The following is a 23,147-nucleotide window of genomic DNA, read 5'->3' as shown; positions in this document are numbered from 1 at the left end:
GACTACGTTGGTGATGTGCGAGTGACTGTCCTCAGCGGTGCCGGAATCTCGGCCGAAAGCGGTGTGCCAACGTTCCGCGACGTGGAGACGGGTCTGTGGGCGCAGGTGGACCCCTATGAAATTTCCAGCGTCGAAGGCTGGCAGCGGCATCCCGAGAAGGTCTGGGCCTGGTATCTGTGGCGCCATTACATGATGGCCGACGTGCAACCCAACGACGGACATCGGGCTGTCGCGGCGTGGCAGGACTTCGCCGACGTACACGTCATCACCCAGAACGTCGACAACCTGCACGAGCGCGCCGGGAGCACCAACGTCTACCACCTGCACGGCAACTTATTCGAGTTCCGTTGCGATGCTTGCGGTTCGAGGTTCGAAGGCGTCCTTCCGGCGATGCCGGAACCGGTGGAGACCATCGAACCCCCGGTGTGCCCGTGCGGCGGCCTGATCCGGCCGAGCGTCGTGTGGTTCGGCGAGCCGCTGCCCGACGACGCCTGGCAACCGTCGGTACAGGCGGTGGGCAATGCCGACGTGGTGATCGTGGTGGGCACCAGTTCCGTGGTGTATCCCGCGGCAGGTCTGGCCGAAGCGGCCGTCGCCGCGGGCACCGTGGTGGTCGAGGTCAATCCCGAGCGCACCCCACTGTCCGACAGCGCGACCATCTCACTGCGCGAGACCGCGGCCGGTTCCTTGCCGAATCTGCTGCAGCGATTGCCTACGCTGCTGGGCACTAAGCAGGCTTGACGGCGCGGCCGATGGCGAACTCCGTCACCGGCAGCGGCACCCAGGCAGGCATCGCCAATTCCCGGTGAGCCACGGCGACCTCGAATCCGCTACTCGCGATGGTCTGCTCGGTGTGCCGATGGGTGTGGCAGTTGCCGAACAGCCGCGGCCACACCGTGGCATCAGCCACGCGCTGCATCCCGGCCCGCCACCCGCTGCCCGCGACATGCTCCAGATAACGCAGCTCCCCGCCCGGCCGGACCAATGAGAACAGCTGGGACAGAACAGTGTCCGGCTGATCGATGGAGCACAGCACCAACGAGCAGACCACCGCGTCGAACGGTTCTGCGCTGCTGAACTTCTCGGCCGTGTCACTGGTTACTGTCACCGGGATCGGGGCCTTGGCCGCAGCACTGCGAGCCACCTCGGCCAGGTGACGTTCGGGCTCGATGGCGATCACCTCGGTCACCGTCGACGGATAGAAGGCGAAATTGGTCCCGGTGCCGGCACCGATCTCCAGAACCCGGCCGCTGAGCCCGGCGAGATTCTCGGCGCGCAGCCGACGCAGCGCTTTGGGCTCCGAGTTCGACAACGTCTTCCACACCCGGGCGAAAAACGGATTGTCGACAGTCCTGTCAGTCACGGTGCTCCTCCGTCGGCGTATTCACTGGCAAATCCCTTCAGCCTTGCGATGGTCTCCAAGGGCTCGAGATCGGTCCCGATGATCCCCGAGACGATCTGGCCGGTACAGACCGCCCGCAGCACCCGGTCGGCGAACTCCTCGACATCTCCCCATGGCAGATACGGTTTGGAGATCAGGATGGCCGCCACGCCGTGCGCCGCCGTCCAGAGTTCCAGCGCCATCGTCGTGGCGTCACCGGGCGGGTACACACCCTCGGCGATCAGCGCTTCCATGGCAGCGCGCATGTGCTGGAACGCCGAGCTGTTGAGTGTGGTGTCGACATCGCTTCCCGGCCTGCCCTCACCCATCGTCGCGAGCCGGTACAACTCGGGCGTGCGCCGGGCGAAGTTCACATACGCGTGTCCCTGGGCACGCAGCACCTCGATGGTGGAGGAGTGATCTGCGGCCGCCCGCTGCATCTCCTCGTCGAGCTTCTCGAAGTACCGTGAGCACACCGCGTCCAGCAGCGCGTCCTTGTCCGCGAAGTGCAGATAGATCGAGGGGGGCGTCACCCCGACCCGCTGAGCCACCGACCGGATCGACACAGCTTTGGCGTGGCCGGTTTCCAGCAGCAATTCGGTTGTGGCATCAAGGATCTGATCACGCAGCAGCTCCCCGGAGCCACGCGGTGCGCGTCGGCGCTTACCAGGCTGGATCATGGCGCTAGCCGGTGTCCGTCATGCCCGCACGGGCCCGTTCCCGTTTGGCCCCGCCCGGCGGAAGGTCGCCGGGCCCATCCGGATCGAGTTCGGCGGGAGCCGACTCGCTGATCCCGATCCGCCGGTGCAGACGGGCCAACGGCGCGGGCGCCCACCAGTTCCACTGCCCCATCAGGTGCATGAACGCCGGTACCAACAACATTCGCACCAATGTGGCGTCGACGAGGACCGCGATGGTCAGTCCAAGGCCGAACATCCGCATGAAGGCCACCTGCGCGGCGATCAGCGCCGCGAACGAGATCGACATCAGTAGCGCCGCGGCCGTCACCACCCGGCCGGTGCGGGCCAGGCCGAGTGCCACACTCTCGTCGTTCCGTGCCCGCGGGGACATCTCGGTGCTGTCGGGCCGGGTCTGTCCGGACGCCAGCCAGTACTCACGGATGCGCGAGACCAGGAACACCTCGTAGTCCATGGACAGCCCGAACGCGATGCAGAACAGCAAGACCGGCAGATTGGCCACCAATGTGCCCGTCGATGTCGTTCCCAGCGCACCCAGGTGCCCGTCCTGGAAGATCCACACCAGCGCACCGAAGGCCGCAGAGAGCGACAAAACGTTGAGCACCAACGCCTTCAGCGGAAGTACGACGCTGCCGGTGAGCAGGAACAGCAGTATGAAGGTGATCGCGGCGATGATGCCGAGCACCATCGGCAAGCGGGCGGTGATCGCCTGCGAACTGTCGCGGTTGACCTGCGCGATGCCGGTGAACTGCACCTCGGCCGGTGCGGGCACCGCGTGCAGTGCGTCCAGCTGGGCCTCGGAGGCGTCGCTGAACAGCGGCACGCTGCTTCCGACCGTCAGATACGCACTGCCGTCGGCTATTCCGGTTCCCGAGGCCGGCGGGCCGACTCGGCGACCGTCGACGAAGGTGCCGCCGGGTGCCGACACCGATGCCCCATCGGCGGCCCGCGACAGATCACTCGCGTAGCGATCGATCTCGGCGGGCGGCAGCCCCGCCACGTCGGGAAGCACCACGGTGACGGCGGTCGAGGAGTCGACGGCGAAATCGCTACGTAACTCATCGCCGACCTGACGCGCCGATGCAGAAGACGGCAGGACGCGGTCGTCCGGGAACCCCCACTTGATGCCGAGGAAAGGTGCGCCCAGCATCAGCAGCAGCGCGATGACCCCGAGTCCGACCGGAACCGAGCGACGCATGACGCGCTTGGTCATCCGGTACCAGAAGCTCGCTTCTACGGGCTTGGCCACGGGTTCGGGCCGTCCGAGCATCCGCCGGATGAACCGGCGCACGTCATATGCGTCCAGCCGGTCACCCAGCAACACGATGGCGGCCGGGGCGACCACGATGGCTGCGAACGCGGCCAGCCCCACGACCGCGATCCCGGCGTAGGCGAAGGATTTGAGGAAGTACATCGGGAACAGCACCATCGCCACCATCGACAGCGCCACGGTCAACGCCGAGAACAGCACCGTGCGCCCGGCCGTGACCATGGTGCGTACCAACGCGCGGTCCGGGTCGATGCCGTCGGCAAGTTCGTCGCGGTAACGGCTGACGATCAAGAGGGTGTAATCGATGGCCAGCGCGAGCCCCATGGCGACGGTGAGGTTGAGCGCGAATATCGAGACGTCGGTGACCATCGTGAACCCGCGCAGCACAGCCAACGATCCGAGGATCGCGAATCCGCCGACCGCCAGCGGTAGCGCGGCGGCGAGCAGTCCGCCGAACACCCACACCAGCACGAGGAAGCTCAGCGGAATCGCGATGGATTCCATCATCAAGAGGTCTTTTTCGCTCTGGCCGTTGATCTGGACGTAGATCATCGCCTCTCCGCCGCCCCGCACGGTCACGCCGTCACGGTCGTGCACCAGCTGGCCGGTGAGCTCTTTGGCGTGTTTCTGCGCGCCGCTCTCGCCGCCGGTGATTCCGGCCAGGATCAGCCCGGTCTTGCCGTCCTTACTGATCAGCGTTGCGGCCGCGGGTGCGGGCACCGTCCAGGTCGAGCTCACCTCGGTCACGTACGGCGACGCTTTGAGCTGGGCGGCGATGTCGGTACCCACGGCCCGGGCCGCGGGACTATTGGCCCCGGCGGCCGAGTCGTCGATGACGCTGATGACCAACTGCATGTCCCCGCGGGCGAACTTGTCCGAGAGCAGCCGCGTGGCCTGCGCCGATTCCGAAGTCGGGTCCTGGAACCCGCCGGCCGACAGGCTCTTGGCCACCGGAATGCCGAAGATGCCCGCGGCCACCATGGCCAGCGCCGCCACCACGAGCACACGTCGCGGGGCGGCGATGGCCAGATGGGCGATTCGGTGCAGCACGTGGTGTCCTTCCCCCGATGAGTATCGCCGTTAAGTTAACAGCGGTAAGTTTCCAGCGTCAACGTAGGTCTCGCTCTACATACGGCCCCGGGCACCGAACGGTTCACCGGATCCGACGTCGTGTCATCCGCGGTGAGTTCTGCGGCCTGGCAGGGTCTAGTTGGTTATGACAACCAGCACCGTCGCCGAAACCGCGACCACCCGCATGACCGATACCGGATTGCTCATCCTGCGCCTCGCCATCGGCGCAACGATGCTGCAGGCCGGCCTGATCAAGGCTTTCGACTTCAGCACCACCGTGGGGTTCATGGAATCCAGCGGCTGGCGGCTTCCCGCGTTCGGTGCGTTCATGGTGACCGCGGCGGAGACCCTCGGCGGTATCGGCCTGCTGCTGGGCATCCTGACTCCGCTGGCCGCGTGTGCGGTGATCGGCGCGATGGTGGACGCCTGGGCCGTCAACGTGTCGATGGACGCGTTCTGGTCGCAGCCGTTCAACGTTCCGTTCCTGGCAGCATTCGCCGCCGCGGCGCTCCTGTTCACCGGGGCCGGTGCCATGTCGGTCGATGAGCGGGTGTTCGGGCGCTCCCGCGTGCCGGCCCGGGCCGCGGTCGGCCTGCTGGTGGTCGGCGTCATCATCGCGGTGGTGACCTGGATCGCCCTGAACGGCAGCAACCCGATCCACTTCACAAAACCCGCCGTCTGAGACCCGCGTGGCTGGGCTACTCGCGAGAAACCTACCCAAAAGTAGGATTGCCACCATTTTCCGAACCGTGACTCAAAGATTCCTTAATGGTGACCCATACGCTCAGTGTCATGTGGATCGACGACACCAGTGCCGATGTCATCAAGGTTGACTTCGAGGCTCTCTACCATGGCGATGTCCTGGTCGAGGGGGAAACCTCCGAGCAGTTTGACGACTTCCAAGAACTGCCAACCGCAGTATGAGAAAACGCGCGCCTCGCGGCGCGCGTTTCTCCTACTGACTTCGCAGTAACTTTGCCCCTCCGGGGCCGCAGTCCTCGCTTCAGGCGAGGACTGCTTCTTTCTCCGACTCGGCTTCGCCGGCGCCGATCATGTTCGCCAGGCGCACACCGATCAGCTCCTCGGCCTCCGACACCATCCGCGAGACGAGTTCGCCGCAGGTGGGAATGTCATTGATCAGGCCCATCGACGTCCCGACCGACCAGATGCCCGCGTCGAGGTCGCCAATCTCGTAAACCTTCACGCCGCGCTTGCCGGCCACCAGATCCTTGACGTCCTCGAACTGGCCGCCGTCCTTGAGGATCTGCACCACCTCACGCGAGACGGTGTTGCTCGCGACCCGCGCGGTGTTGCCCAGGCTGCGGAAGATCAGCTCGGTGTCGAGCTCCGTGCCCGCCACGATCGCTTCCTTGACCTTCTGATGGATCGCTGATTCGGCCGTGCACATGAACCGCGAGCCCATGTTGATGCCGTCGGCACCCAGGGCCAGCGCGGCCACCAAACCGCGCGCGTCGGCGAAACCACCCGAGGCGATCATCGGGATCTCGATCTTGGCCGCCGCCGCCGGGATCAACACGAGCCCCGGGATGTCGTCCTCACCCGGATGTCCGGCACACTCGAACCCGTCGATGCTGATGCCGTCCACACCCAGGCTCTGCGCCTTGACCGCGTGGCGCACCGAGGTGCACTTGTGCAGCACCTTGATGCCGTTGTCGTGGAACATCGGCAGGTGCGGCGCCGGGTTGGAGCCGGCGGTCTCGACGATCTTGATCCCCGAGTCGACGATCACCTGGCGGTACTCGTCATAGGGCGGCGGGTTGATCGTCGGCAGGATCGTCAGGTTCACACCGAACGGCTTGTCGGTGAGCTCACGACACCGCTCGATTTCCTTCGCCAGATCCGCCGGGGTCGGCTGCGTCAGTGCGGTGATGAAACCCAGCGCACCCGCATTCGCCACGGCCGCAACGAGTTCGGCGCGGCCGACCCACTGCATGCCACCCTGCACGATGGGGTGCTCGATCCCGAATGTCTCGGTGAACTTCGTCTTCAATGCCATTAGGACTCTCTCCTGTGTTTTCTGCTCTTCGCGCAAGCGCTCATCTGTTGACTCGGCTCTTCGCGCAAGCGCTCATCTGTTGACTCGGCTCTTCGCGCAAGCGCTCATCTGTTGACTCGGCTCTTCGCGCAAGCGCTCATCGCGGAGCCATGCGGATTGCGCCATCGAGGCGGATCACCTCGCCGTTGAGCATCGGGTTCTCGACGATGTGCACGGCCAGGGCGCCGTACTCATCGGGATCGCCCAGCCGGGCCGGGTGCGGCACCTGCTGCCCCAGCGACTTCTGCGCCTCTTCGGGCAGCGAGCCCAGCAGCGGCGTCTTGAACAGACCCGGCGCGATGGTGCACACCCGGATCAGCTCACGCGAGAGGTCACGCGCGATCGGCAGGGTCATGCCGACCACACCGCCCTTGGACGCCGAGTACGCGGCCTGGCCGATCTGCCCGTCGAACGCCGCCACCGAGGCGGTGTTGATGATGACGCCGCGCTCCTCGCCGTTCGGACCGATCGGTTCGGTCTTGGCGATGCGCTCGGCCGACAGCCGGATCACGTTGAATGTGCCGATCAGGTTGACCTCGACCACCTTGCGGAACCCGTCGAGCGGGAATGCACCGTTCTTGCTCAGGGTCTTGATCGCATTGCCGATGCCGGCGCAGTTGACGTTGATGCGCACCGGGCCAAGCGATTCCGCGACGTCGAGCGCCTCGGACACTCCCGCCTCGTCGGTGACATCCGTGCCGACGAACTTGGCCCGATCACCGAGTTCGGCCACGACCTCCTCACCCTTGAGGTCGATCACGACCACCTGAGCGCCCGCGTCCAGCAGCCGCTTGGTGGTGGCCAGGCCCAGGCCGGAGGCACCGCCGGTGACGACGGCTACCGCGTCCTTGATCTCCATTTACCGCATTCCTTTCCGGCCGGCGTCGCGCCGACCCACTCATGTGCCCGAACTGAACGGTGAACTAAACCCAGTCCCGCAGAACCGATTCGGTGTCGGCGCCGCGCGGGCTCGGCGGGGTCGGCACCGCCGGGGTGCTGCGCGAGAACCGCGGTGCCGGCATCGGCTGCAGGTTCCCCTCGTCATCGAAGAATGTGTCGCGCTCGGCGATGTGCGGCTCGGTGAGCACCTCGGCGAACGACAACACCGGCGTCGCACACGCGTCGGTACCGGCGAACACCTTGGCCCAGTGATCGCGGTCGTGCGCGGCGAACGCCTTGGTGAAGGCCTCGCGCAGTTCGGGCCAGCGGCCCATGTCGTTCTGCGCCGGGAGGTCGGCGCCGTCGAGTCCCAGGCCCTTGAGCAGTTCGGCGTAGAACTGCGGCTCGATCGCACCGATGGCCATGTATTTGCCGTCGGCGGTCTCGTAGGTGTCGTAGTAGGGGGCGCCGGTGTCGAGCATGTTGGTGCCGCGCTCGTCGGACCACAGACCGTTGGCGCGGAAACCCCACATCATCTGCATCAGCACGGACGAGCCGTCGACCATGGCCGCGTCGATCACCTGTCCCTTGCCGGAGGTCTGCCGCTCGAACAGCGCAGAGAGGATGCCGACGAGCAGGAACATCGAGCCGCCACCGAAATCGCCGGCGAGGTTCAGCGGTGGGACCGGCCGCTCACCCTTGCGGCCGACCGCGTGCAGCAGGCCGTTGAGGGAGATGTAGTTGATGTCGTGGCCGGCCTGCAGGGCCCGCGGCCCGTCCTGACCCCACCCCGTCATCCGGGCATAGATCAGGCGCTCGTTGACCTTGGCGCAATCTTCTGGTCCCAGCCCCAGGCGTTCGGTGACGCCGGGCCGGTAGCCCTCGATCAGCACGTCGGCCTTCGAGATCAGATTGAGCACCAGCTCGCGACCCTCGTCGCTCTTGAGGTCTGCCGCCATCGAGCGACGGTTGCGCAGCATCGAATCCCGATCGCCGGCGGGCACTCCCCCGCTACGACCCGGCCGCTCGATGCGCACGACGTCGGCGCCCAGATCGCCGAGAATCATCGCCGCGTGCGGACCCGGGCCGATACCGGCCAACTCAACAACGCGCAAACCTTGCAGTGGTCCTGCCATGCTCTTCCGCCCTTCGCGTGTTAGGCCTTGGTTGACCGGTGACATAGCTTACTTGTATAACCTTCTCGACCGGCATGGCCATAGCCGGCCCCGCCCGGACCGGCCGTCGGCCCGTCAGACTTAAGGTGCATAGATGACCGTGACCCGCGAATACCCCGACGTCAAAGACCTGACCGTGTCCCTCGAGGGCGGCGTGCTTTCGGTGACACTGAACCGGCCCGACAGCCTGAACTCCCTGACCCAGGACATGCTCGTGGCGATCGCCGACGCCATGGATCTCGCCGGCACCGACCCGGACGTACGCGTGGTCCGCCTCGGCGGCGCGGGCCGCGGGTTCAGCTCCGGCGCGGGCATCAGCGAGGAAGACCAGAACGCCAAGAGCCACGACGCCGAAGGCGTGCTCGACGCGGCGAACCGCGCCGTCGCCTCCATCGTGGCGCTGCCGAAGCCGGTCGTGGCCGTCGTCCAGGGACCCGCCGCCGGCGTCGGGGTGTCACTGGCCCTGGCGTGCGACGTCGTGCTGGCCTCGGAGGCAGCCTTCTTCCTGTTGGCGTTCACCAAGATCGGGTTGATGCCCGACGGCGGCGCCTCGGCTCTGGTCGCCGCGAACATCGGCCGGATCCGGGCCATGCGACTGGCGCTGCTGGCGGATCGCCTCACCGCTGCCGACGCCTACGACTGGGGTCTGATCAGCGCCGTGTACCCGGTCGACGAGTTCGACGCCGCGGTGGACAAGGTCATCGCGAAGCTGCGCTCGGGTCCGGCGGTGGCGCTGCGCGAGACCAAGCAGGCCGTCAATGCGGCCACGCTCACCGAGCTCGAGGGTGCCTTCGCCCGCGAGCGCAAGGGCCAGCTGCAGCTGCTGGTGTCCGACGACTTCCGTGAGGGCACCAAGGCCTTCCAGCAGAACCGGCGCCCGGAGTTCACCCAGTCCTGACTCCTCCGAGCAGACGCAAAACTGCCCTTTCTCGCGTCGAAATGGGCAGCTTTGTGTCTGCTCGCGGGCGAAAATCGTTGGACTCAACCCACTCCGGGTGGGCACCATCGAATGTTGTGAGCATGCAACACGACATTCAGACGCCGGTTGGTCAGACCGGCGGCTGGCGTGTGCTCGCCCCCTTCCGCATCCGCGAATACCGGCTGCTGATCGCCGCGGTCACATTGTCGATCTTCGCCGAGGGCATGTGGTCGGTGGTGATGGCCTTGCAGGTCATCGCGATCGACAACGATCCGGCCTCACTGTCGCTGGTGGCCACCTGCCTCGGCGCCGGGCTGGTGGCGTTCGTTCTCGTCGGCGGCATCACGGCCGACCGGATCAACCAGCGCACGATCATCATCGCGGTCGAGACCGTCAATCTGGTGGCGGTCACGACCATCGCGGTGCTGGGCCTGCTCGACGTGCTGAAGATCTGGCATCTGGCCGTCGCGTCGGGCATTCTCGGCATCGCCGCGGCGTTCTTCTTCCCCGCCTACAGCGCACTGCTGCCGCGCATCCTGCCGCCCGAACAATTGTTGGCGGCCAATGGTGTTGAGGGCGTGGTGCGTCCGGTTTTCCAGCGTTCTGTCGGGCCCGCGGTGGCAGGCATGGTGATCGCCGCGACCTTCCCTTCACTGGGCGCCGTGGTGGTGGCGGTGTTGTTCGGCCTGGGCCTGGCCCTGCTGGTCGCCACCCGCCCGGCAGTGGATTCGATTGCAGCACCCGATGATCGAGATCAGCCGCACGTATTGCGTGATCTGCGTGAAGGTTTCGCATTCATGGTCCGCACGCCGTGGCTGCTGTGGACGCTGTTGTTCGCCAGCATGTTCGTGCTCGTCGTCCTCGGGCCGATCGAGGTACTGCTGCCGTTCATCGCCCAGGACCGGTTCGCCGACGGCGCCCGCGCGTACGGATTCATCCTGGCGTTCTTCGGATTCGGCAGCGCGCTGGGGGCATTGACGGTGTCCTCACGCCGGATGCCGAGGCGCTATCTGACCACCATGATGGCGATGTGGGGCCTGGGATCGGTGCCGCTGGTGATCGTCGGCGTCACATCGTCGTTCCCGTTGATGGCCGCGGCCACGTTCTGCGTCGGCGTCACCGACGGTGCCGGAATGGTGATCTGGGGAACGCTGCTGCAGCGCCGGGTGCCAACGGAGATGCTGGGTCGGGTCTCGAGCCTCGACTTCTTCGTGTCGCTGGCGTTCATGCCGCTGTCGTTCGCGATCGTCGGCCCGCTGTCGAAGGTGGTCTCGATGGAGTCCATCTTCCTGGTGGCGGGGCTGCTGCCTGCCGTGCTGGCCGCGGTGGCGGTGGCGGCGGCGCGGATGCCGCGCGACGAGCTGGCACATCCACTGCGCTAGGCGAACACCCCGGCAACGACGGCCGCGATCGCGGCATCGACCGCACGATGCGCGTCGGCGACCGTGAGAGTGCGCGTGCTGGTGAGGAATTGGTAGTAGAGCGGGGCGGAGACCTGCCGGATGACCGCAGCGGCATCGGTTCCGGCCGGCGCTTCGCCCCGCTCCACCGCATCGGTCACACATCCGGCCCACTCCAGGATTCGCCGGTCGTAGAACAGCTGCAACGCGGCCGCGGTGTGTCGGTCGGAGGTCGCCGCCGCGATAGCGGCCTTGAACAGCCTGCCTTGGCGCGCATCGTTGAGGGTGCGACGCACCAGGGTCGCATTGGCCCGGAGATCACCACGCAGTGATCCGGTGTCGGCCCGGCGCACCGACTGTTCGGCCATGTCGGCCAAGAGGTCTGCCACCAAGGCCGGGACCGAGCCCCACCGCCGGTACACCGTCGACTTGCCGACGGCCGCCCGTTCGGCCACAGCCGTCAGTTCCAGACCAGCCAACCCCTCCTCGATGAGTAGGTCGGCTGTCGCGCGCAACACCGCTTCGCGCACCGCGGCGGTGCGCCCGCCCGGTCGTTCGGCTGCCATGCGGCTCATCTTAATGGGAATATTGTCTCGTTAGCGCCACGTTCCTTATCAGGAAGACAATCCCGTTAAGGAGTGGCAATGGAATATCGCAGAGTGGGCGACTCTGACCTCATGGTCTCCGAGCTGAGCTTCGGCGCAGCGACTTTCGGTGGCTCGGGAGAGTTCTTCGGCGCCTGGGGTGATACCGGGGTCGACCAGGCGCGGGCAATGGTCGATCTGGCCCTGGAGGCCGGCATCAATTTGTTCGACACCGCCGACGCGTACTCCGACGGCGCCTCGGAAGAGGTGCTCGGCGCGGCTCTGCGCGGGCGCCGCGACAGCGTGCTGATCTCCACGAAGGCCGCGCTGCCGACCGGCCCCGACGACTGGGGCACATCGCGGGCGCGGCTGTTGCGGGCCGTCGATTCCGCGCTGACACGCCTGCAGACCGACCGGATCGACCTGTTCCAGTTGCATGCGTACGACGCGTTCACACCGATCGAGGAAGTCCTGCAAGCGCTCGACACCCTCGTCGAGCAAGGCAAAGTGCGCTACACCGGAGTGTCGAACTTCTCCGGATGGCAGCTGACGAAGTCCCTGAGCCTCGCCGAAAAGCACGATCGCCCAAGGTATATCGCGCACCAGGTGTACTACTCACTGATCGGCCGCGATTACGAATGGGAGCTCATGCCGTTGGCGATGGCCGAAGGAGTCGGCGCACTGGTATGGAGCCCTCTGGGCTGGGGCCGACTGACCGGGAAGATCCGCCGCGGCCGGCCGCTGCCCGAGCGCAGCCGGCTGCACGCCACCGCGAACGCAGGGCCGCCGGTCGACGACGAATTCCTCTACGGTGTCGTCGACGCACTCGACGCGATCGCCGCGGAAACCGGCAGAACCGTGCCACAGGTCGCACTCAACTGGCTGCTGCGCAGGCCGACGGTCTCGTCGGTCATCATCGGGGCCCGCGACGAACGGCAATTACGCGACAACCTCGGTGCGGTCGGGTGGGCACTGGACGCCGACCAGATCGCGCGGCTGGACGCCGCAAGCACCCGGGAGGCGCCGTATCCCTACTTCCCGTACTTCCGCCAGGACGGGTTCGCCCGGCTCAATCCGCCTCTCGGTGCAATCCGGTGAGATGCGTGTAAGCCTTGGCGTTGATCTCGTTGTGGCCGACCTCGTCGTCGCTGAGCTCGCGGCGCACCTTGGCGGGCACACCGGCGACCAGCGAACGCGGCGGCACCACCATGCCCTGGGGCACCACGGCACCGGCGGCGACCAGTGACCCGGCGCCGATCACCGCACCGTTGAGCACCACTGCGCCCATCCCGACCAGGCTGTCCTGCTCAACGGTGCAGCCGTGCAGCACCACGTTGTGTCCCACCGTCACCCCGGCGGCGATCCGGCACGGGAAACCCGGGTCGACGTGGACGGTCACCCCGTCCTGGATGTTGCTGCCCTCACCGACCTCGATGGGCTCGAATTCGGCGCGCAGCGTGGCGCCGTACCAGACACTGGCACCGGCGGCCAGCGAAACCTGGCCGATCACACTGGCATTGGGGGCAACCCAGGCATCCGGGTCGATCTGCGGGGTATGACCGGCGACGGACACGATCAGCGGCTCTGGCATGCCGGTCATGGTAGACAGCCGACCGGCCTGCTCACGCGCCCTGGTACACCTTGCGGTAGCTCGACGGGGACATCCCGAGCCCGCGCCGCAGATGGTGACGCAGGTTGCCGGCGGTGCCCAGACCCGAACGCCTGGCCACCTCGTCGACCGGCAGGTCCCCGGATTCCAGCAGTTCGCGGGCCAGGTCCAGCCTGCGGCTGCGGATCCAGGCGCCCGGAGCCTGTCCGGTCTCCTCACGGAAGCGACGGTTGAACGTGCGGGCGCTCATGTGGGCGTGCACGGCCAGCCGCGTCACGGTGAGTTCCTCGTCGAGGTGCCCCAGTACCCAGTCGCGGGTGGCCGCGGTCGAGGCCTGATCGGTGACCGTGAACCCGTGGTCGATGAACTGGGCCTGTCCGCCCTCCCGCCACGGCGGCACCACGCAGTAACGGGCCACCGCGTTGGCCACCCGGGCACCGTGGTCGGAACGAATGATGTGTAGGCACAAGTCGATTCCTGCGGCCAGGCCCGCCGAGGTCAGGACGTCGCCGTCGTCGACGAACAGGATTTCCTCATCGAGGTGAACGCCGGGATGCAGCCGGCGCATATCCGCCGCGAACCGCCAATGCGTGGTGGCCGGGCGGCCGTCCAGCAGACCAGCGGCAGCCAGCACGAAAGCCCCGGTGCAGATCGACACCAGCCGCGTGCCGGGGCGAATGCGCGCCAGGGCCTTGCTCACGTCGGCGCCCAGCACACCGTCGGTCCGCGCCGGCGCGTACCTGGTGCCCGGAATCACCACGGTGTCGGCCGATTCCAGCGCCTCGGCTCCTGCGGCGGGCACCATCGCGAACCCGGTCGTGGACGGCACCGGGTCGGTGGTGAGCCCGCACGTCACGACGTCGTAGAGCGAATTCCCGTCGCTGTCGGTGGCGTTGGAGAACAGCAGCGGCGCGATGGTGGCATCGAAGCCGACCACGGGCTCCAGCAGCAGGACGACGACGCGGTGCACGACGCCAGTGTGGCACGTTTTTGACGGTTGCTGTCGTTTATGCCACTGGTACCGACGGCTCTCCTCGGCGAAGGTGGTCGGGTGACACTCGCCTCCAACCCGAACCCGACGCGCTTGGGCATCCACTGGGCGTGGGTGGTCGCCACGGTGAGCTTCGTGGCGATCCTGGGCGCGGCCGGGTTCCGGTCCATTCCGGGCGTGATGATGAATCCGCTGCATCACGAGTTCGGCTGGTCGCACGGCACGGTTGGGCTGGCGATGTCGGTCAACATGATGTTGTACGGGCTCACCGCGCCGTTCGCCGCCGCACTCATGGAACGATTCGGGGTCCGGCCGGTGCTGACCGTGTCGCTGCTGCTGATCGCGACGGGTTCGGCCTGCAGCATCGCGATGACAGCCAGTTGGCAGTTGGTGCTGCTGTGGGGCGTCCTGGTCGGGATCGGCACCGGGTCGATTTCGATGGGATTCGTGGCGACCATCGCCACCCGCTGGTTCGAACAGCGCCGCGGACTGGTCACCGGTGTGCTCACCGCCGCCAGCGCCACCGGTCAACTGCTGTTCCTGCCGGTGGTCGCGGCTGTCACCACGCAGCACGGCTGGCGCTGCGCGTCGTTGATCGTCGCGGCTGCCTCACTGGCCGTCGTCCCGCTCGTCGCGCTCTTCATGCGCAACCGCCCCGCCGACCTGGGTCTGGCCCCCTACGGGGCAACTCAACTCGTCCCACCGGCCCCGGCGCCGGCGGGCGGCTTCACGACGGCCCTCGACGGCCTGCGCATCGGCGCGCGGACCCGCGTGTTCTGGCTGCTGGCCGGCAGCTTCGCGATCTGTGGGATGACCACCAACGGTCTGATCGGCACGCATTTCATCCCGGCTGCCAACGACCACGGCATGCCGACGACGGTCGCCGCAGGGCTGCTCGCCACCATCGGCATTCTCGACGTCATGGGGACGGTGTTCTCCGGCTGGCTCACCGACCGCGTGGACCCCCGGCTGCTGCTGCTGGTCTACTACGCGGGCCGCGGCCTGTCACTGATCCTGTTGCCGTCACTGCTCTCCCCGCACGCCGAACCGAGCACCTGGGTGTTCGTTATCTTCTACGGCCTGGACTGGGTGGCCACCGTGCCGCCGACGATCGTGCTGTGCCGCGACTACTTCGGGGATCGTTCGCCGGTGGTGTTCGGCTGGGTGTTCGCCTCCCACCAGGTCGGCGCGGCCATCGCGGCGGCGGGCGCGGGGTGGCTGCGGGATCTGAACGGCAACTACGACCTGGCCTTCCGATTGGCCGCCGGGCTGTGTTTCGTCGCCGCCGTGCTTTGTCTCAGTATCCGAAAAGCGCAGGTCACAAGCCTCGAAGCAGACAGCCTGGACAGGGCGGCTTTGCCGTAACCACAACGTAGCGCTTACGATCCGATGCGGCGCCGCGGGGAACGCCGAGTCGGTGGTGCTCGCGGTCGCTCGCCATAGTCGCGCGGAAGATTCGCGTAACGCGTCACCGGCAGCCGACGAATAAAGGCTAGGCATGAGCGGGAGGAAGACCCACCAATGAAGACTCGCACCAAGACACTGGGCGTTGCTGCGGCCGTCGCCGCCATGACGGCGTCGCTGCCGTTGGCGGTCACCGCCTACGCCGACCCGGCGCCGACGACGACCACCGCCCCGGTCGTGGAGATCCCCGACCCGCAGGGCTCGGGCTGCGACAACTTCAAGAAGGCCATGCCGGATTGGAAGAGCCTCGCGGATCTGCCGGCAGGCAAGGTTCTGGCCAGCATCCCGGACATCAGCACCTTCAACGCCGCGCTGTCCGGCGGCATGAACCCGGCCGTCAACATCGTGCCGGTGCTCGACAACGGCCCGTACGTGATCTTCGCGCCGACCAATGACGCGTTCGCCGCGATGGAGCCCGGCAAGCTCGACGCGCTCAAGGCCGATCCGGCCGCGCTCACCAGCCTGGACTACTACCACGCGTTCCTGGGCCTGCTCGGCCCCGATGACGTCAAGGGGCAGCGGCCCACCCAGCAGGGCGCCGAGGTCAAGGTGACCGGCAAGGGTGGCGACATCAAGGTCAACGACACCGCGAAGCTGGTCTGCGGTCCCATCCAGGCGCAGAACGCCCGGATCTACATGATCGACAGCGTGCTCGATCCCAACAGCCCGCCGGAGGCCCTCGTGCCGACCGTCTCGGGCACCAGCACCACGACCACGACGAAGGCCCCGGAAGCCACTCCGGCTGCCGACGCGCCGATCGGCTGATTTCTTTCGCTGAGCAGACACAAAACTGTCCCTTTTCACCTGGAAAGGGACAGTTTTCTGTCTGCTCAGGGTCAATCAGGCGGCAGCCTCGAGGTGAGTCCTGATTCGAGAACACAGTTCAGCCGGATACCGCCGGACATCGTCGACCACAGCCGGCACACTGGTCCAGTCGATCTCCTGCAACCGGGCTGACTTCATCCGGTCATGTTTGACTGCAATAGGATTCGCGTGCCAGTCCATGCTGTCGTATTCGGCCGCGACGCGGTGGTCGGGCCAGGCGAAATCCACCCGCCACAGTTGTCCGTGGCGGTCGACGATCTCGTACTGCAGTTCCGGAGTAGGCAGGCCCCAATCGATGAAGACCAGCCTCATCTCGGACTCCATCGGCGACTCCGCCCTGGCGTCAGCGTAATCCAGCAGTTCGCGAACCTTCACCACGCCGCGGCGGCCGTGCTGATCCTTGAGGGCATGCTCGAGTTCGACCCGAGTGCAAGTGCCGGTGCGCAGCGCGGCGTCGAGCGTGGCCAGAGCGCGTGGACGCCGTAACGTCCGCGCCAACTCGATGGCAGTCCAAGCCGGCGCCGTCAGCAGTCGGCCATCGATCTTCTTGAGCGGAGCGCCAATTCGTTGATGCACCATGAGGTCTGGTGACGGTCTCATGCGTACCCCCGGGTCGAGGATGTGGGTCCGAACCGTGTTCTCGGTGTCGAAGCCGTAAAACTGGGCGGCGGTGCCCAGACAGCCCACAATCGGAATCCCCGACACCAGATCCAGCGCACGGATCCGCCGAGTCGTATCAGGCGGCCCCCACGAATAGACGCCATGCCACAGCCGGACGATCTCACCGGCGCGGACCCGCCGCGCAAGTGTCCGGTACGTCATCACGGCAAGCAGCTGATTCGTTGTCGCGACGCCGTTGTTGAGAGCGAACACTTCGTCGAGCGTCATGCCCGTGATTGTTTGCGGGCAATCCGCGAGCCGCCACCATTTGTCTTCGAGGCCTGTGGATAACCCGGTGAGCAGACACAAAACTGTCCCTTTTCACGTGAAAAGGGACAGTTTTGTGTCTGCTCGCGAGAGAACTAGACGCCGAGCTCCCGGCCGATGATTTCCTTCATGATCTCGGTGGTGCCACCGAAGATCGTCTGGATACGTCCGTCCACGTAGGCGCGGGCGACCCGGTACTCCATCATGTAGCCGTAGCCGCCGTGCAGCTGCACGCAGTTGTCGATGACCTTCTTGGCGACCTCGGTCGCCCACCACTTGGCCTTGGCGGCTTCGACCGCGGTGAGCTCACCGTCGACCACGCCCTGCAGGCAGCGGTCGATGTAGGTCTCGGTGACCTCCAGCTCGGTCTCCATCTCGGCGAGCAGGAACCGGTTGTGCTGGAAGCTGCCGATGGGCTGACCAAATGCCTTGCGGTCCTTGGCGTATTGCAGCGTCTCCTGGAAGACCGCCCGCGCGCCGTAAATCGCCGAGATGGCGATCGAGAGCCGCTCCGACGGCAGGTTGGTCATCAGGTGGTAGAAACCGCGACCTTCCTTGCCCAGCAGGTTGGCGCCCGGCACGCGCACGTTCTCGAAGTTCAGCTCCGAGGTGTCCTGACTGTGCAGGCCCATCTTGTCGAGCTTGCGACCGCGGGTGAAGCCCTCCATCCCCCGCTCCACCACGAACAACGTGAAGCCCTTGTGCCCGGCCTCCGGGTCGGTTCGGGCCACCACGACGCACAGGTCGCAGTTGATGCCCGACGAGATGAATGTCTTGGCCCCGTTGATGATCCAGTCGTCACCGTCGCGCACCGCCGAGGTGCGGATGCCGGCCAGATCGCTACCCGCGCCGGGTTCGGTCATCGCGACCGCGATGATCGTCTCGCCGCTGGCGATGCCGGGCAGCCAGCGCTTCTTCTGCTCGTCGTTGGTGAGGTCCTTGAAGTACGGACCGACGACATCGTTGTGCAGGCTCAGCGCCGGGCCGTGCACGCCGGCCTTGGCGATCTCCTCGTCGATGATGGCGTTGAACCGGAAATCGTCCGAACCGCCGCCGCCGAATTCCTCGGGCATGTTGAAACCGATGACGCCGTACTTGCCCGCGGCGGTGTACGCCGATCGGTCGACGATGCGCTCGGTCTCCCACTTCTCGGAGTTGGGCACGAGCTCACGCTCGATGTACTCCTTGACCGTGTCGCGGAACGCCTCGTGCTCCGCGGTGTAGATCGTCCGCTTCATGACTTACTTTGCCTTCCAAACAGGTTCACGCTTCTGGGCGAAGGCCAGCGGCCCTTCCTTGGCGTCCTCGGTCTGCAGCAGGGTGCTGAACTCGCGGTTGGTGCGCTTCCAGCCGTCCTTGTCGCCGGTGATGACGCCCTCGTCGGCGCCATAGGCAACCCGCTTGCTGGCCTGCACAGCCAGCGGTGCGTTGCCCGTGATCCGTTCGGCCAGCTTGAGTGCGGCGTCCACGACGGTGCCGTCCGGCACGACCTGGTTGATCAGGCCCCATCGCAGCGCGTCGGCCGATGGCATCGGCTCACCGGTGAACAACAACTCGTTGGCCACCTTGCGGGGCAGCTGCTCGGCGATGCGGAACACGCCACCGGCACCGGCGATCAGGCCGCGCTTCACCTCGGGCAGACCGAATTTGGCGCTCTCCTCGGCGACGATCAGATCGCTGGCCAGGGCCAGCTCGGTGCCGCCACCCAGGGCAGTGCCGTTGACCGCGGCGATGGTCGGCTTGTCGATGAAATGGCTGACGTAGCCGGCGAATCCGTATTCCGGATGCTCGGGGTGAAAGAGATTCTCCCCGCGCGAGATCGCCTTCAGATCGGCGCCGGCGCAGAAGGATTTGTCACCCGAGCCGGTGAGCACGACGACACGGATCTCGGGATCATTCTGGGCCTGCTCCAGCGCGTCGCCGACGGCGATGCTGACCGAGGCGTTGATCGCGTTGCGCGCCTCGGGCCGGTTGATCGTGATGAGCAAGACGTTGCCGCGCTTCTCTACGAGCGCACCGGGCTGGTTGTCGGTCACAGGAGCTCCAGAATGGTCGCGTTGGCCTGGCCGCCACCTTCGCACATGGTCTGCAGGCCGTACTGAATGTTGTTGTCCCGCATGTGGTACAGCAGGGTGGTCAGGATACGGGCACCGGAGCCGCCGAGCGGATGGCCCAGAGCGATCGCACCGCCGTTGGGGTTGAGCCGCTCCTCGTCGGCGCCGATGTCCTTGAGCCAGGCCATCGGAACCGGGGCGAACGCCTCGTTGACCTCGAACACGCCGATCTGGTCGACGGTCAGGCCGGACTTGGCCAGCGCCTTCTGGGTGGCAGGGATCGGCGCGGTCAGCATGATGACCGGGTCGGCGCCGGCGAGCACCGCGGTGTGCACCTTGGCAAGTGGCTTGAGCCCCAGGTCTTTTGCCTTGTCGGCTGACATGACCAGCAGTGCGGCCGAGCCGTCGGAGATCTGGCTGGAGTTACCGGCGTGGATCACACCGTCCTCCTTGAAGGCCGGCTTGATGGCGGCCATGGACTCGACTGTGCCGCCGCGGCGGATGCCGCCGTCTTCCAAGACGACGTTGCCGTCTTGGTCTTTGATGCCCACGATCTGGTCCTTGAACGCACCGGCATCCTGTGCGGCCGCGGCCTTTTCGTGCGACCGCAGGGAGAACTCGTCGAGCTGGGTGCGCGACAGGCCCCACTGCTCGGCGATCATCTCGGCGCCGACACCCTGGTTGGGGGTCTTGTGGTCGTAGCGTTCCCGGAACGCCTCCGGGTAGGGGTGTCCGCCGCTGGCCAGCGAGGATCCCATCGGGGTGCGTGACATCGACTCGACCCCACCGGCCACGACGACGTCGTAGTGCCCGGCGATGACGCCGGCGACGGCGAAGTGCAGGGACTGCTGGCTGGAACCGCACTGGCGGTCGACGGTCACACCGGGGACAGTCTCTGGCCAACCCGCGGTCAGCAGGGCGGTGCGGGCGATGTCGAGCGCCTGCTCACCCGCCTGCATGACGCAGCCCCAGATGACGTCGTCGACGAGGGCGGGGTCGATCCCGGCGCGCTGCACCAGTCCGTTGAGCACCTGGGCCGACAGCTCCGACGGATGCACACCCGAGAGAGCGCCGTTGCGCTTCCCGACAGGTGACCGGACAGCCTCGACGATGACGGCTTCAGCCATGACTTCTCCTTTGAAGGGTGGGTGGTGCGACCTCAACGAGGCACTCGAGGTGAAAATAGACCAGTAGGTTTACTAGGTCAACCTACTGGTTGGTAGATGCCGATGTTCCGTTCCTGTGGCAGACAGATGGTTTACTGAGTTGTACAGCTGACCGTCCGGTCGGCATGAAGTTGTCCTACCTGGGAGTGTCTGGTGGCTCGAACCACACCACTGGCGCCGATGATCGGCCCCGACGCGATAGCCCCGCAGGCGCCGGTCCGCTCTCCGAAGACGGCCGAGCTCGTCGCGGGCACTTTACGGCGCATGGTGGTCGACGGCCAGCTCAAAGAGGGCGACTTCCTGCCCAACGAAGCCGAGCTCATGGAGCATTTCGGCGTCAGCAGGCCAACGCTGCGCGAGGCCGTGCGGGTTCTGGAGTCCGAGCGTCTGGTCGAGGTCCGCCGTGGCTCGCGCACCGGCGCCCGGGTCCGGGTGCCGGGCCCCGAGATCGTCGCGCGCCCGGCCGGCCTGCTGCTCGAACTGTCCGGTGCCGATATCGCCGACCTCCTGGTGGGCAGGGCGGCGATCGAGCCGATGGCCGCCCGCCTGCTCGCCGAAAAGGGCGACGAGGCGGCCTTCGCCGAGCTGGAGCGGATGCTCGACGAGCACATCCCGACGGACTACCAGTCGGACAGGCTGGCCGAGACCACCGGCGACTTTCACCGCCGCGTCGTCGAGCTGTCGGGCAATGCCACGCTCGGCATCATCGCCGGCATGCTGCACGAGATCACCGTGCGCCACCACGCCTTCCTGTTCAAGGAGCGCCGGCCGGTGTCGAAAACTGACTTCGACAAGCTGATGCGGTCCTATCGCAAGCTGATTCAGATCATCCGCTCCGGCGACGGCGACGCCGCCGAAGCGCACTGGCGCAAACACCTCGACACCGCGCGCATCCTGATGTTGAAGGACATCGAGAGCGTCAAGGTGCGCGACGTGATGCGCTGAGACTAGGTGTAGACCGGTAGTTCGTCGTCCCAGGGCTGCCTGGTCACCATGTCGGACACCTTGACGTACCCCCGCTCGAACTCACCGGTGGCCGCGTCGACGAGCCGGTACTGCTGGGTCTGACGCTGGATCGGCTGGGCGTCGAGCATGACGATGCGGACTTCCCCCGGCTCGAAATGGCACCGCTTCTGCAGGGCCGCCACCAACTGCTCATTGCTCATGTGCCCGTCGCCGAAGTTCCAGCCGATGGCCGTGGAGACGATGCGCTCCCCGTCGGTCAGTACGTAGTCCTCCTCGTTCTGGCCCGTCATCGCCCGGTGCGCCAGGGTGAACAGGGCCCGGCCGTGAGAGTTGAAGCCGCGGAACGCATATCCCATGTACAGATACATCTGGGCGGTCTCCGGGCTGCCGTAGTACCGCTCCATCTGCGCGGCGGGCATGCTGGCAATCGCGACGATGTGCTTCTCGATCTTCTCGGCGGCCGACGGCTTCACGCACCACAGCGAAGTGTCCCAGTTACCGGCGTAGTACCGCATGCCGGGCAGGAACGAGACCTTGCGCGGGAACAGGTTTCCCAGCACGACAATGCCTGCGACCACCGCGAACAACACGAGCGGCCACGGGCTGGTGAGATCCCCCAGCCCGATACCGGAGTGCCCGACGAACAGCGCCAGCACCGAGAACATCATGAAGACGTTCCACTCCAGCGGCACGCCCATCGGAATGGAGCTCAGGATGCCGAAGTGGAACACCAGCATGACAAACGCGGCAATGGCGGTCGCCCAGCCACCGTGCGAGAAGAAGAGCACCAACGGCACCAAACCCTCGATGGCAGTGGAGAAGTGGGCCAGGAACCGCGACGGCCATCCCGGCCGGAGGTCATCGGGAAAGTGCTCGAAGAACCTCCGCTTGATCCAGCGCGGCCGGAACACCGGATTGTTGCTCATCATCGTCGAGATGACGAACGGGAAGTGCTTGTTGAGCTTGGAGGTCGCCGCGCCAAGCCAGATCACCATGCACACCAGCTTGGCCGCGATGACGATGTCCGCACCGGTGAACAGGAAACAGACCGCCAGCGAGCCGTACACCTCACCGCGCGCGGCGAGGAAGATCACCTTGTCGCGCAGGCCTGCCACGGCCAGCAGACCGATGATCGCGGCGGTCTGCCACACCGGCAGCACGCCGATCTGACTGCCCAGCGCCGGGATGGGGCCGGTGCCCTGTGACGCCAGGGCCACCACGAGCATCACCAGCAGGGCCCCGTACAGCACGACATCGACGATGGTGCGGCTGTCCCCTTTGGTAAGCGGTACGCGGTTCGGCCACGGTGGCAGGCGAATCGTCTTGGGCCGCAACCAGTACAGGATCGATCCCATGGGCGGGAAGAACCGGTTGTTGAGTGGGCCGAAGCCGCAGCCGAGGCCGATGACCTCGAACAGCATCGTGTAGAACACGACCTTCTGGTAGACGATCGGCTCGGCATACCAGGAAGCCACGTTCGTGAATCCGTCGACGCCCTGAGTGCCCAAGGCGATCAGCCAGGCGCCGAGGATGTACGCCAGGATCTTCACGACATAGAAGAGGTGCAACGCAATCGGAGTCCCGAAGCCGACCTCCGCCCAGTGCCGCGCCATCGGCCGGATCTTCTCCGCGCGAGTGCCCTTGCTCCACTGCTCGAAGTCGATCTCGGGAGATACCTGTTTGAGAAAACCCATGCCGGACAGATTAGAACG

General features: G+C 66.3%; 23 protein-coding genes. 9 read left to right on the top strand and 14 right to left on the bottom strand.

Going from position 1 to position 23,147, the window contains the following annotated elements; genetic code table 11:
- Positions 1 to 15: 15 nt before the first annotated feature.
- On the top strand, positions 16 to 741 hold the full coding sequence (locus tag H977_RS0111465; RefSeq protein ID WP_029107997.1) for an NAD-dependent deacylase: 726 nt from the start codon (positions 16 to 18) through the stop codon (positions 739 to 741).
- Here H977_RS0111465 and H977_RS0111460 read toward each other — a convergent pair.
- The 3 genes from H977_RS0111460 to H977_RS32955 are packed head-to-tail and all read right to left on the bottom strand — an operon-like array spanning position 728 to position 4,399.
- Positions 728 to 1,363: a class I SAM-dependent methyltransferase gene (locus H977_RS0111460; protein ID WP_029107996.1), complete on the bottom strand. Its 636-nt coding sequence runs from the start codon at positions 1,361 to 1,363 to the stop codon at positions 728 to 730. The two genes, H977_RS0111465 and H977_RS0111460, sit on opposite strands and share 14 nt — an antisense overlap.
- Positions 1,360 to 2,061, bottom strand: coding sequence for a TetR/AcrR family transcriptional regulator (locus tag H977_RS0111455; protein WP_029107995.1), 702 nt, complete (start codon positions 2,059 to 2,061; stop codon positions 1,360 to 1,362). Before H977_RS0111455 ends, H977_RS0111460 begins: the two co-directional genes overlap by 4 nt.
- A 4-nt stretch (positions 2,062 to 2,065) precedes the next feature.
- Positions 2,066 to 4,399: an MMPL family transporter gene (locus tag H977_RS32955; protein WP_036475720.1), complete on the bottom strand. Its 2,334-nt coding sequence runs from the start codon at positions 4,397 to 4,399 to the stop codon at positions 2,066 to 2,068.
- Positions 4,400 to 4,565: 166 nt separating this feature from the next.
- Between H977_RS32955 and H977_RS0111445 the strand changes: the two genes are divergently transcribed.
- Positions 4,566 to 5,102 (top strand): DoxX family protein, encoded by a 537-nt coding sequence (locus H977_RS0111445; RefSeq protein WP_029107994.1) that lies wholly within the window; start codon positions 4,566 to 4,568, stop codon positions 5,100 to 5,102.
- Positions 5,103 to 5,212: 110 nt separating this feature from the next.
- Complete coding sequence (locus H977_RS36050; protein WP_003882239.1) at positions 5,213 to 5,344, top strand: hypothetical protein; 132 nt, start codon at positions 5,213 to 5,215, stop codon at positions 5,342 to 5,344.
- 79 nt (positions 5,345 to 5,423) lie between these two features.
- Here the strand turns inward: H977_RS36050 and H977_RS0111435 are convergent, their stop codons facing one another.
- The 3 genes from H977_RS0111435 to H977_RS0111425 all read right to left on the bottom strand — a co-directional run bounded on the left by H977_RS0111435 (position 5,424) and on the right by H977_RS0111425 (position 8,491).
- Complete coding sequence (locus H977_RS0111435; protein ID WP_029107993.1) at positions 5,424 to 6,437, bottom strand: NAD(P)H-dependent flavin oxidoreductase; 1,014 nt, start codon at positions 6,435 to 6,437, stop codon at positions 5,424 to 5,426.
- A gap of 136 nt (positions 6,438 to 6,573) precedes the next feature.
- On the bottom strand, positions 6,574 to 7,335 hold the full coding sequence (locus H977_RS0111430; protein ID WP_029107992.1) for a 3-hydroxyacyl-CoA dehydrogenase: 762 nt from the start codon (positions 7,333 to 7,335) through the stop codon (positions 6,574 to 6,576).
- A 64-nt stretch (positions 7,336 to 7,399) separates the two neighbouring features.
- On the bottom strand, positions 7,400 to 8,491 hold the full coding sequence (locus H977_RS0111425) for a CaiB/BaiF CoA transferase family protein (RefSeq protein WP_029107991.1): 1,092 nt from the start codon (positions 8,489 to 8,491) through the stop codon (positions 7,400 to 7,402).
- 133 nt (positions 8,492 to 8,624) lie between these two features.
- Between H977_RS0111425 and H977_RS0111420 the strand changes: the two genes are divergently transcribed.
- Together H977_RS0111420 and tet(V) are read left to right on the top strand one after the other, a co-directional pair.
- The gene (locus tag H977_RS0111420) at positions 8,625 to 9,428 is read left to right on the top strand and encodes an enoyl-CoA hydratase (protein WP_029107990.1); all 804 of its coding nucleotides are present in this window, start codon (positions 8,625 to 8,627) and stop codon (positions 9,426 to 9,428) included.
- Between the two features lie 122 nt (positions 9,429 to 9,550).
- Entirely contained in the window at positions 9,551 to 10,831 is a 1,281-nt protein-coding gene (tet(V), locus tag H977_RS0111415) for a tetracycline efflux MFS transporter Tet(V) (protein WP_155946614.1), read from the top strand.
- Here tet(V) and H977_RS0111410 read toward each other — a convergent pair.
- Positions 10,828 to 11,415, bottom strand: a complete 588-nt coding sequence (locus H977_RS0111410) for a TetR/AcrR family transcriptional regulator (RefSeq protein WP_051288797.1) — start codon at positions 11,413 to 11,415, stop codon at positions 10,828 to 10,830. The genes tet(V) and H977_RS0111410 overlap by 4 nt on opposite strands.
- 78 nt (positions 11,416 to 11,493) lie before the next feature.
- On the opposite strand from H977_RS0111410, the gene H977_RS0111405 reads away from it, so the two are divergent.
- Positions 11,494 to 12,531, top strand: coding sequence for an aldo/keto reductase (locus tag H977_RS0111405; RefSeq protein WP_029107987.1), 1,038 nt, complete (start codon positions 11,494 to 11,496; stop codon positions 12,529 to 12,531).
- On the opposite strand, the gene H977_RS0111400 is transcribed toward H977_RS0111405, so the two are convergent.
- Entirely contained in the window at positions 12,503 to 13,024 is a 522-nt protein-coding gene (locus tag H977_RS0111400) for a gamma carbonic anhydrase family protein (protein ID WP_029107986.1), read from the bottom strand. The two genes, H977_RS0111405 and H977_RS0111400, sit on opposite strands and share 29 nt — an antisense overlap.
- A gap of 31 nt (positions 13,025 to 13,055) precedes the next feature.
- Positions 13,056 to 14,012 carry a GlxA family transcriptional regulator gene (locus tag H977_RS0111395; RefSeq protein WP_029107985.1) on the bottom strand — a complete coding sequence of 319 codons (957 nt, stop codon included), beginning with the start codon at positions 14,010 to 14,012 and terminating at the stop codon, positions 13,056 to 13,058.
- Positions 14,013 to 14,051: 39 nt separating this feature from the next.
- Here H977_RS0111395 and H977_RS0111390 point away from each other — a divergent pair, with 39 nt between their 5' ends.
- Together H977_RS0111390 and H977_RS0111385 are read left to right on the top strand one after the other, a co-directional pair.
- Positions 14,052 to 15,398 (top strand): MFS transporter, encoded by a 1,347-nt coding sequence (locus tag H977_RS0111390; RefSeq protein ID WP_029107984.1) that lies wholly within the window; start codon positions 14,052 to 14,054, stop codon positions 15,396 to 15,398.
- 156 nt (positions 15,399 to 15,554) lie between these two features.
- On the top strand, positions 15,555 to 16,262 hold the full coding sequence (locus H977_RS0111385; protein ID WP_029107983.1) for a fasciclin domain-containing protein: 708 nt from the start codon (positions 15,555 to 15,557) through the stop codon (positions 16,260 to 16,262).
- A gap of 75 nt (positions 16,263 to 16,337) precedes the next feature.
- Here the strand turns inward: H977_RS0111385 and H977_RS0111380 are convergent, their stop codons facing one another.
- The 4 genes from H977_RS0111380 to H977_RS0111365 all read right to left on the bottom strand — a co-directional run bounded on the left by H977_RS0111380 (position 16,338) and on the right by H977_RS0111365 (position 20,430).
- The gene (locus H977_RS0111380; protein ID WP_029107982.1) at positions 16,338 to 17,210 is read right to left on the bottom strand and encodes a type IV toxin-antitoxin system AbiEi family antitoxin domain-containing protein; all 873 of its coding nucleotides are present in this window, start codon (positions 17,208 to 17,210) and stop codon (positions 16,338 to 16,340) included.
- Positions 17,211 to 17,344: 134 nt separating this feature from the next.
- A complete protein-coding gene (locus H977_RS0111375) occupies positions 17,345 to 18,487 on the bottom strand; it encodes an acyl-CoA dehydrogenase family protein (protein ID WP_029107981.1) in 1,143 nt (380 codons plus the stop codon).
- 3 nt (positions 18,488 to 18,490) lie between these two features.
- Positions 18,491 to 19,285: a crotonase/enoyl-CoA hydratase family protein gene (locus H977_RS0111370; RefSeq protein WP_029107980.1), complete on the bottom strand. Its 795-nt coding sequence runs from the start codon at positions 19,283 to 19,285 to the stop codon at positions 18,491 to 18,493.
- Positions 19,282 to 20,430, bottom strand: a complete 1,149-nt coding sequence (locus H977_RS0111365; protein WP_029107979.1) for a thiolase family protein — start codon at positions 20,428 to 20,430, stop codon at positions 19,282 to 19,284. Before H977_RS0111365 ends, H977_RS0111370 begins: the two co-directional genes overlap by 4 nt.
- A 192-nt stretch (positions 20,431 to 20,622) precedes the next feature.
- Between H977_RS0111365 and H977_RS0111360 the strand changes: the two genes are divergently transcribed.
- Entirely contained in the window at positions 20,623 to 21,414 is a 792-nt protein-coding gene (locus H977_RS0111360; protein ID WP_029107978.1) for a FadR/GntR family transcriptional regulator, read from the top strand.
- A gap of 2 nt (positions 21,415 to 21,416) precedes the next feature.
- Here H977_RS0111360 and H977_RS0111355 read toward each other — a convergent pair whose 3' ends face one another.
- On the bottom strand, positions 21,417 to 23,129 hold the full coding sequence (locus H977_RS0111355; RefSeq protein ID WP_029107977.1) for a DUF3556 domain-containing protein: 1,713 nt from the start codon (positions 23,127 to 23,129) through the stop codon (positions 21,417 to 21,419).
- Positions 23,130 to 23,147 lie beyond the last annotated feature (18 nt).

Origin of the sequence: Mycobacterium sp. URHD0025 (genome assembly GCF_000426065.1) — a bacterium.
In the GTDB taxonomy this organism is placed as follows: Bacteria; Actinomycetota; Actinomycetes; order Mycobacteriales; family Mycobacteriaceae; genus Mycobacterium.
Note: the sequence above shows the minus strand (reverse complement) of the source record. Positions and strands in the feature narration are given on the sequence as shown.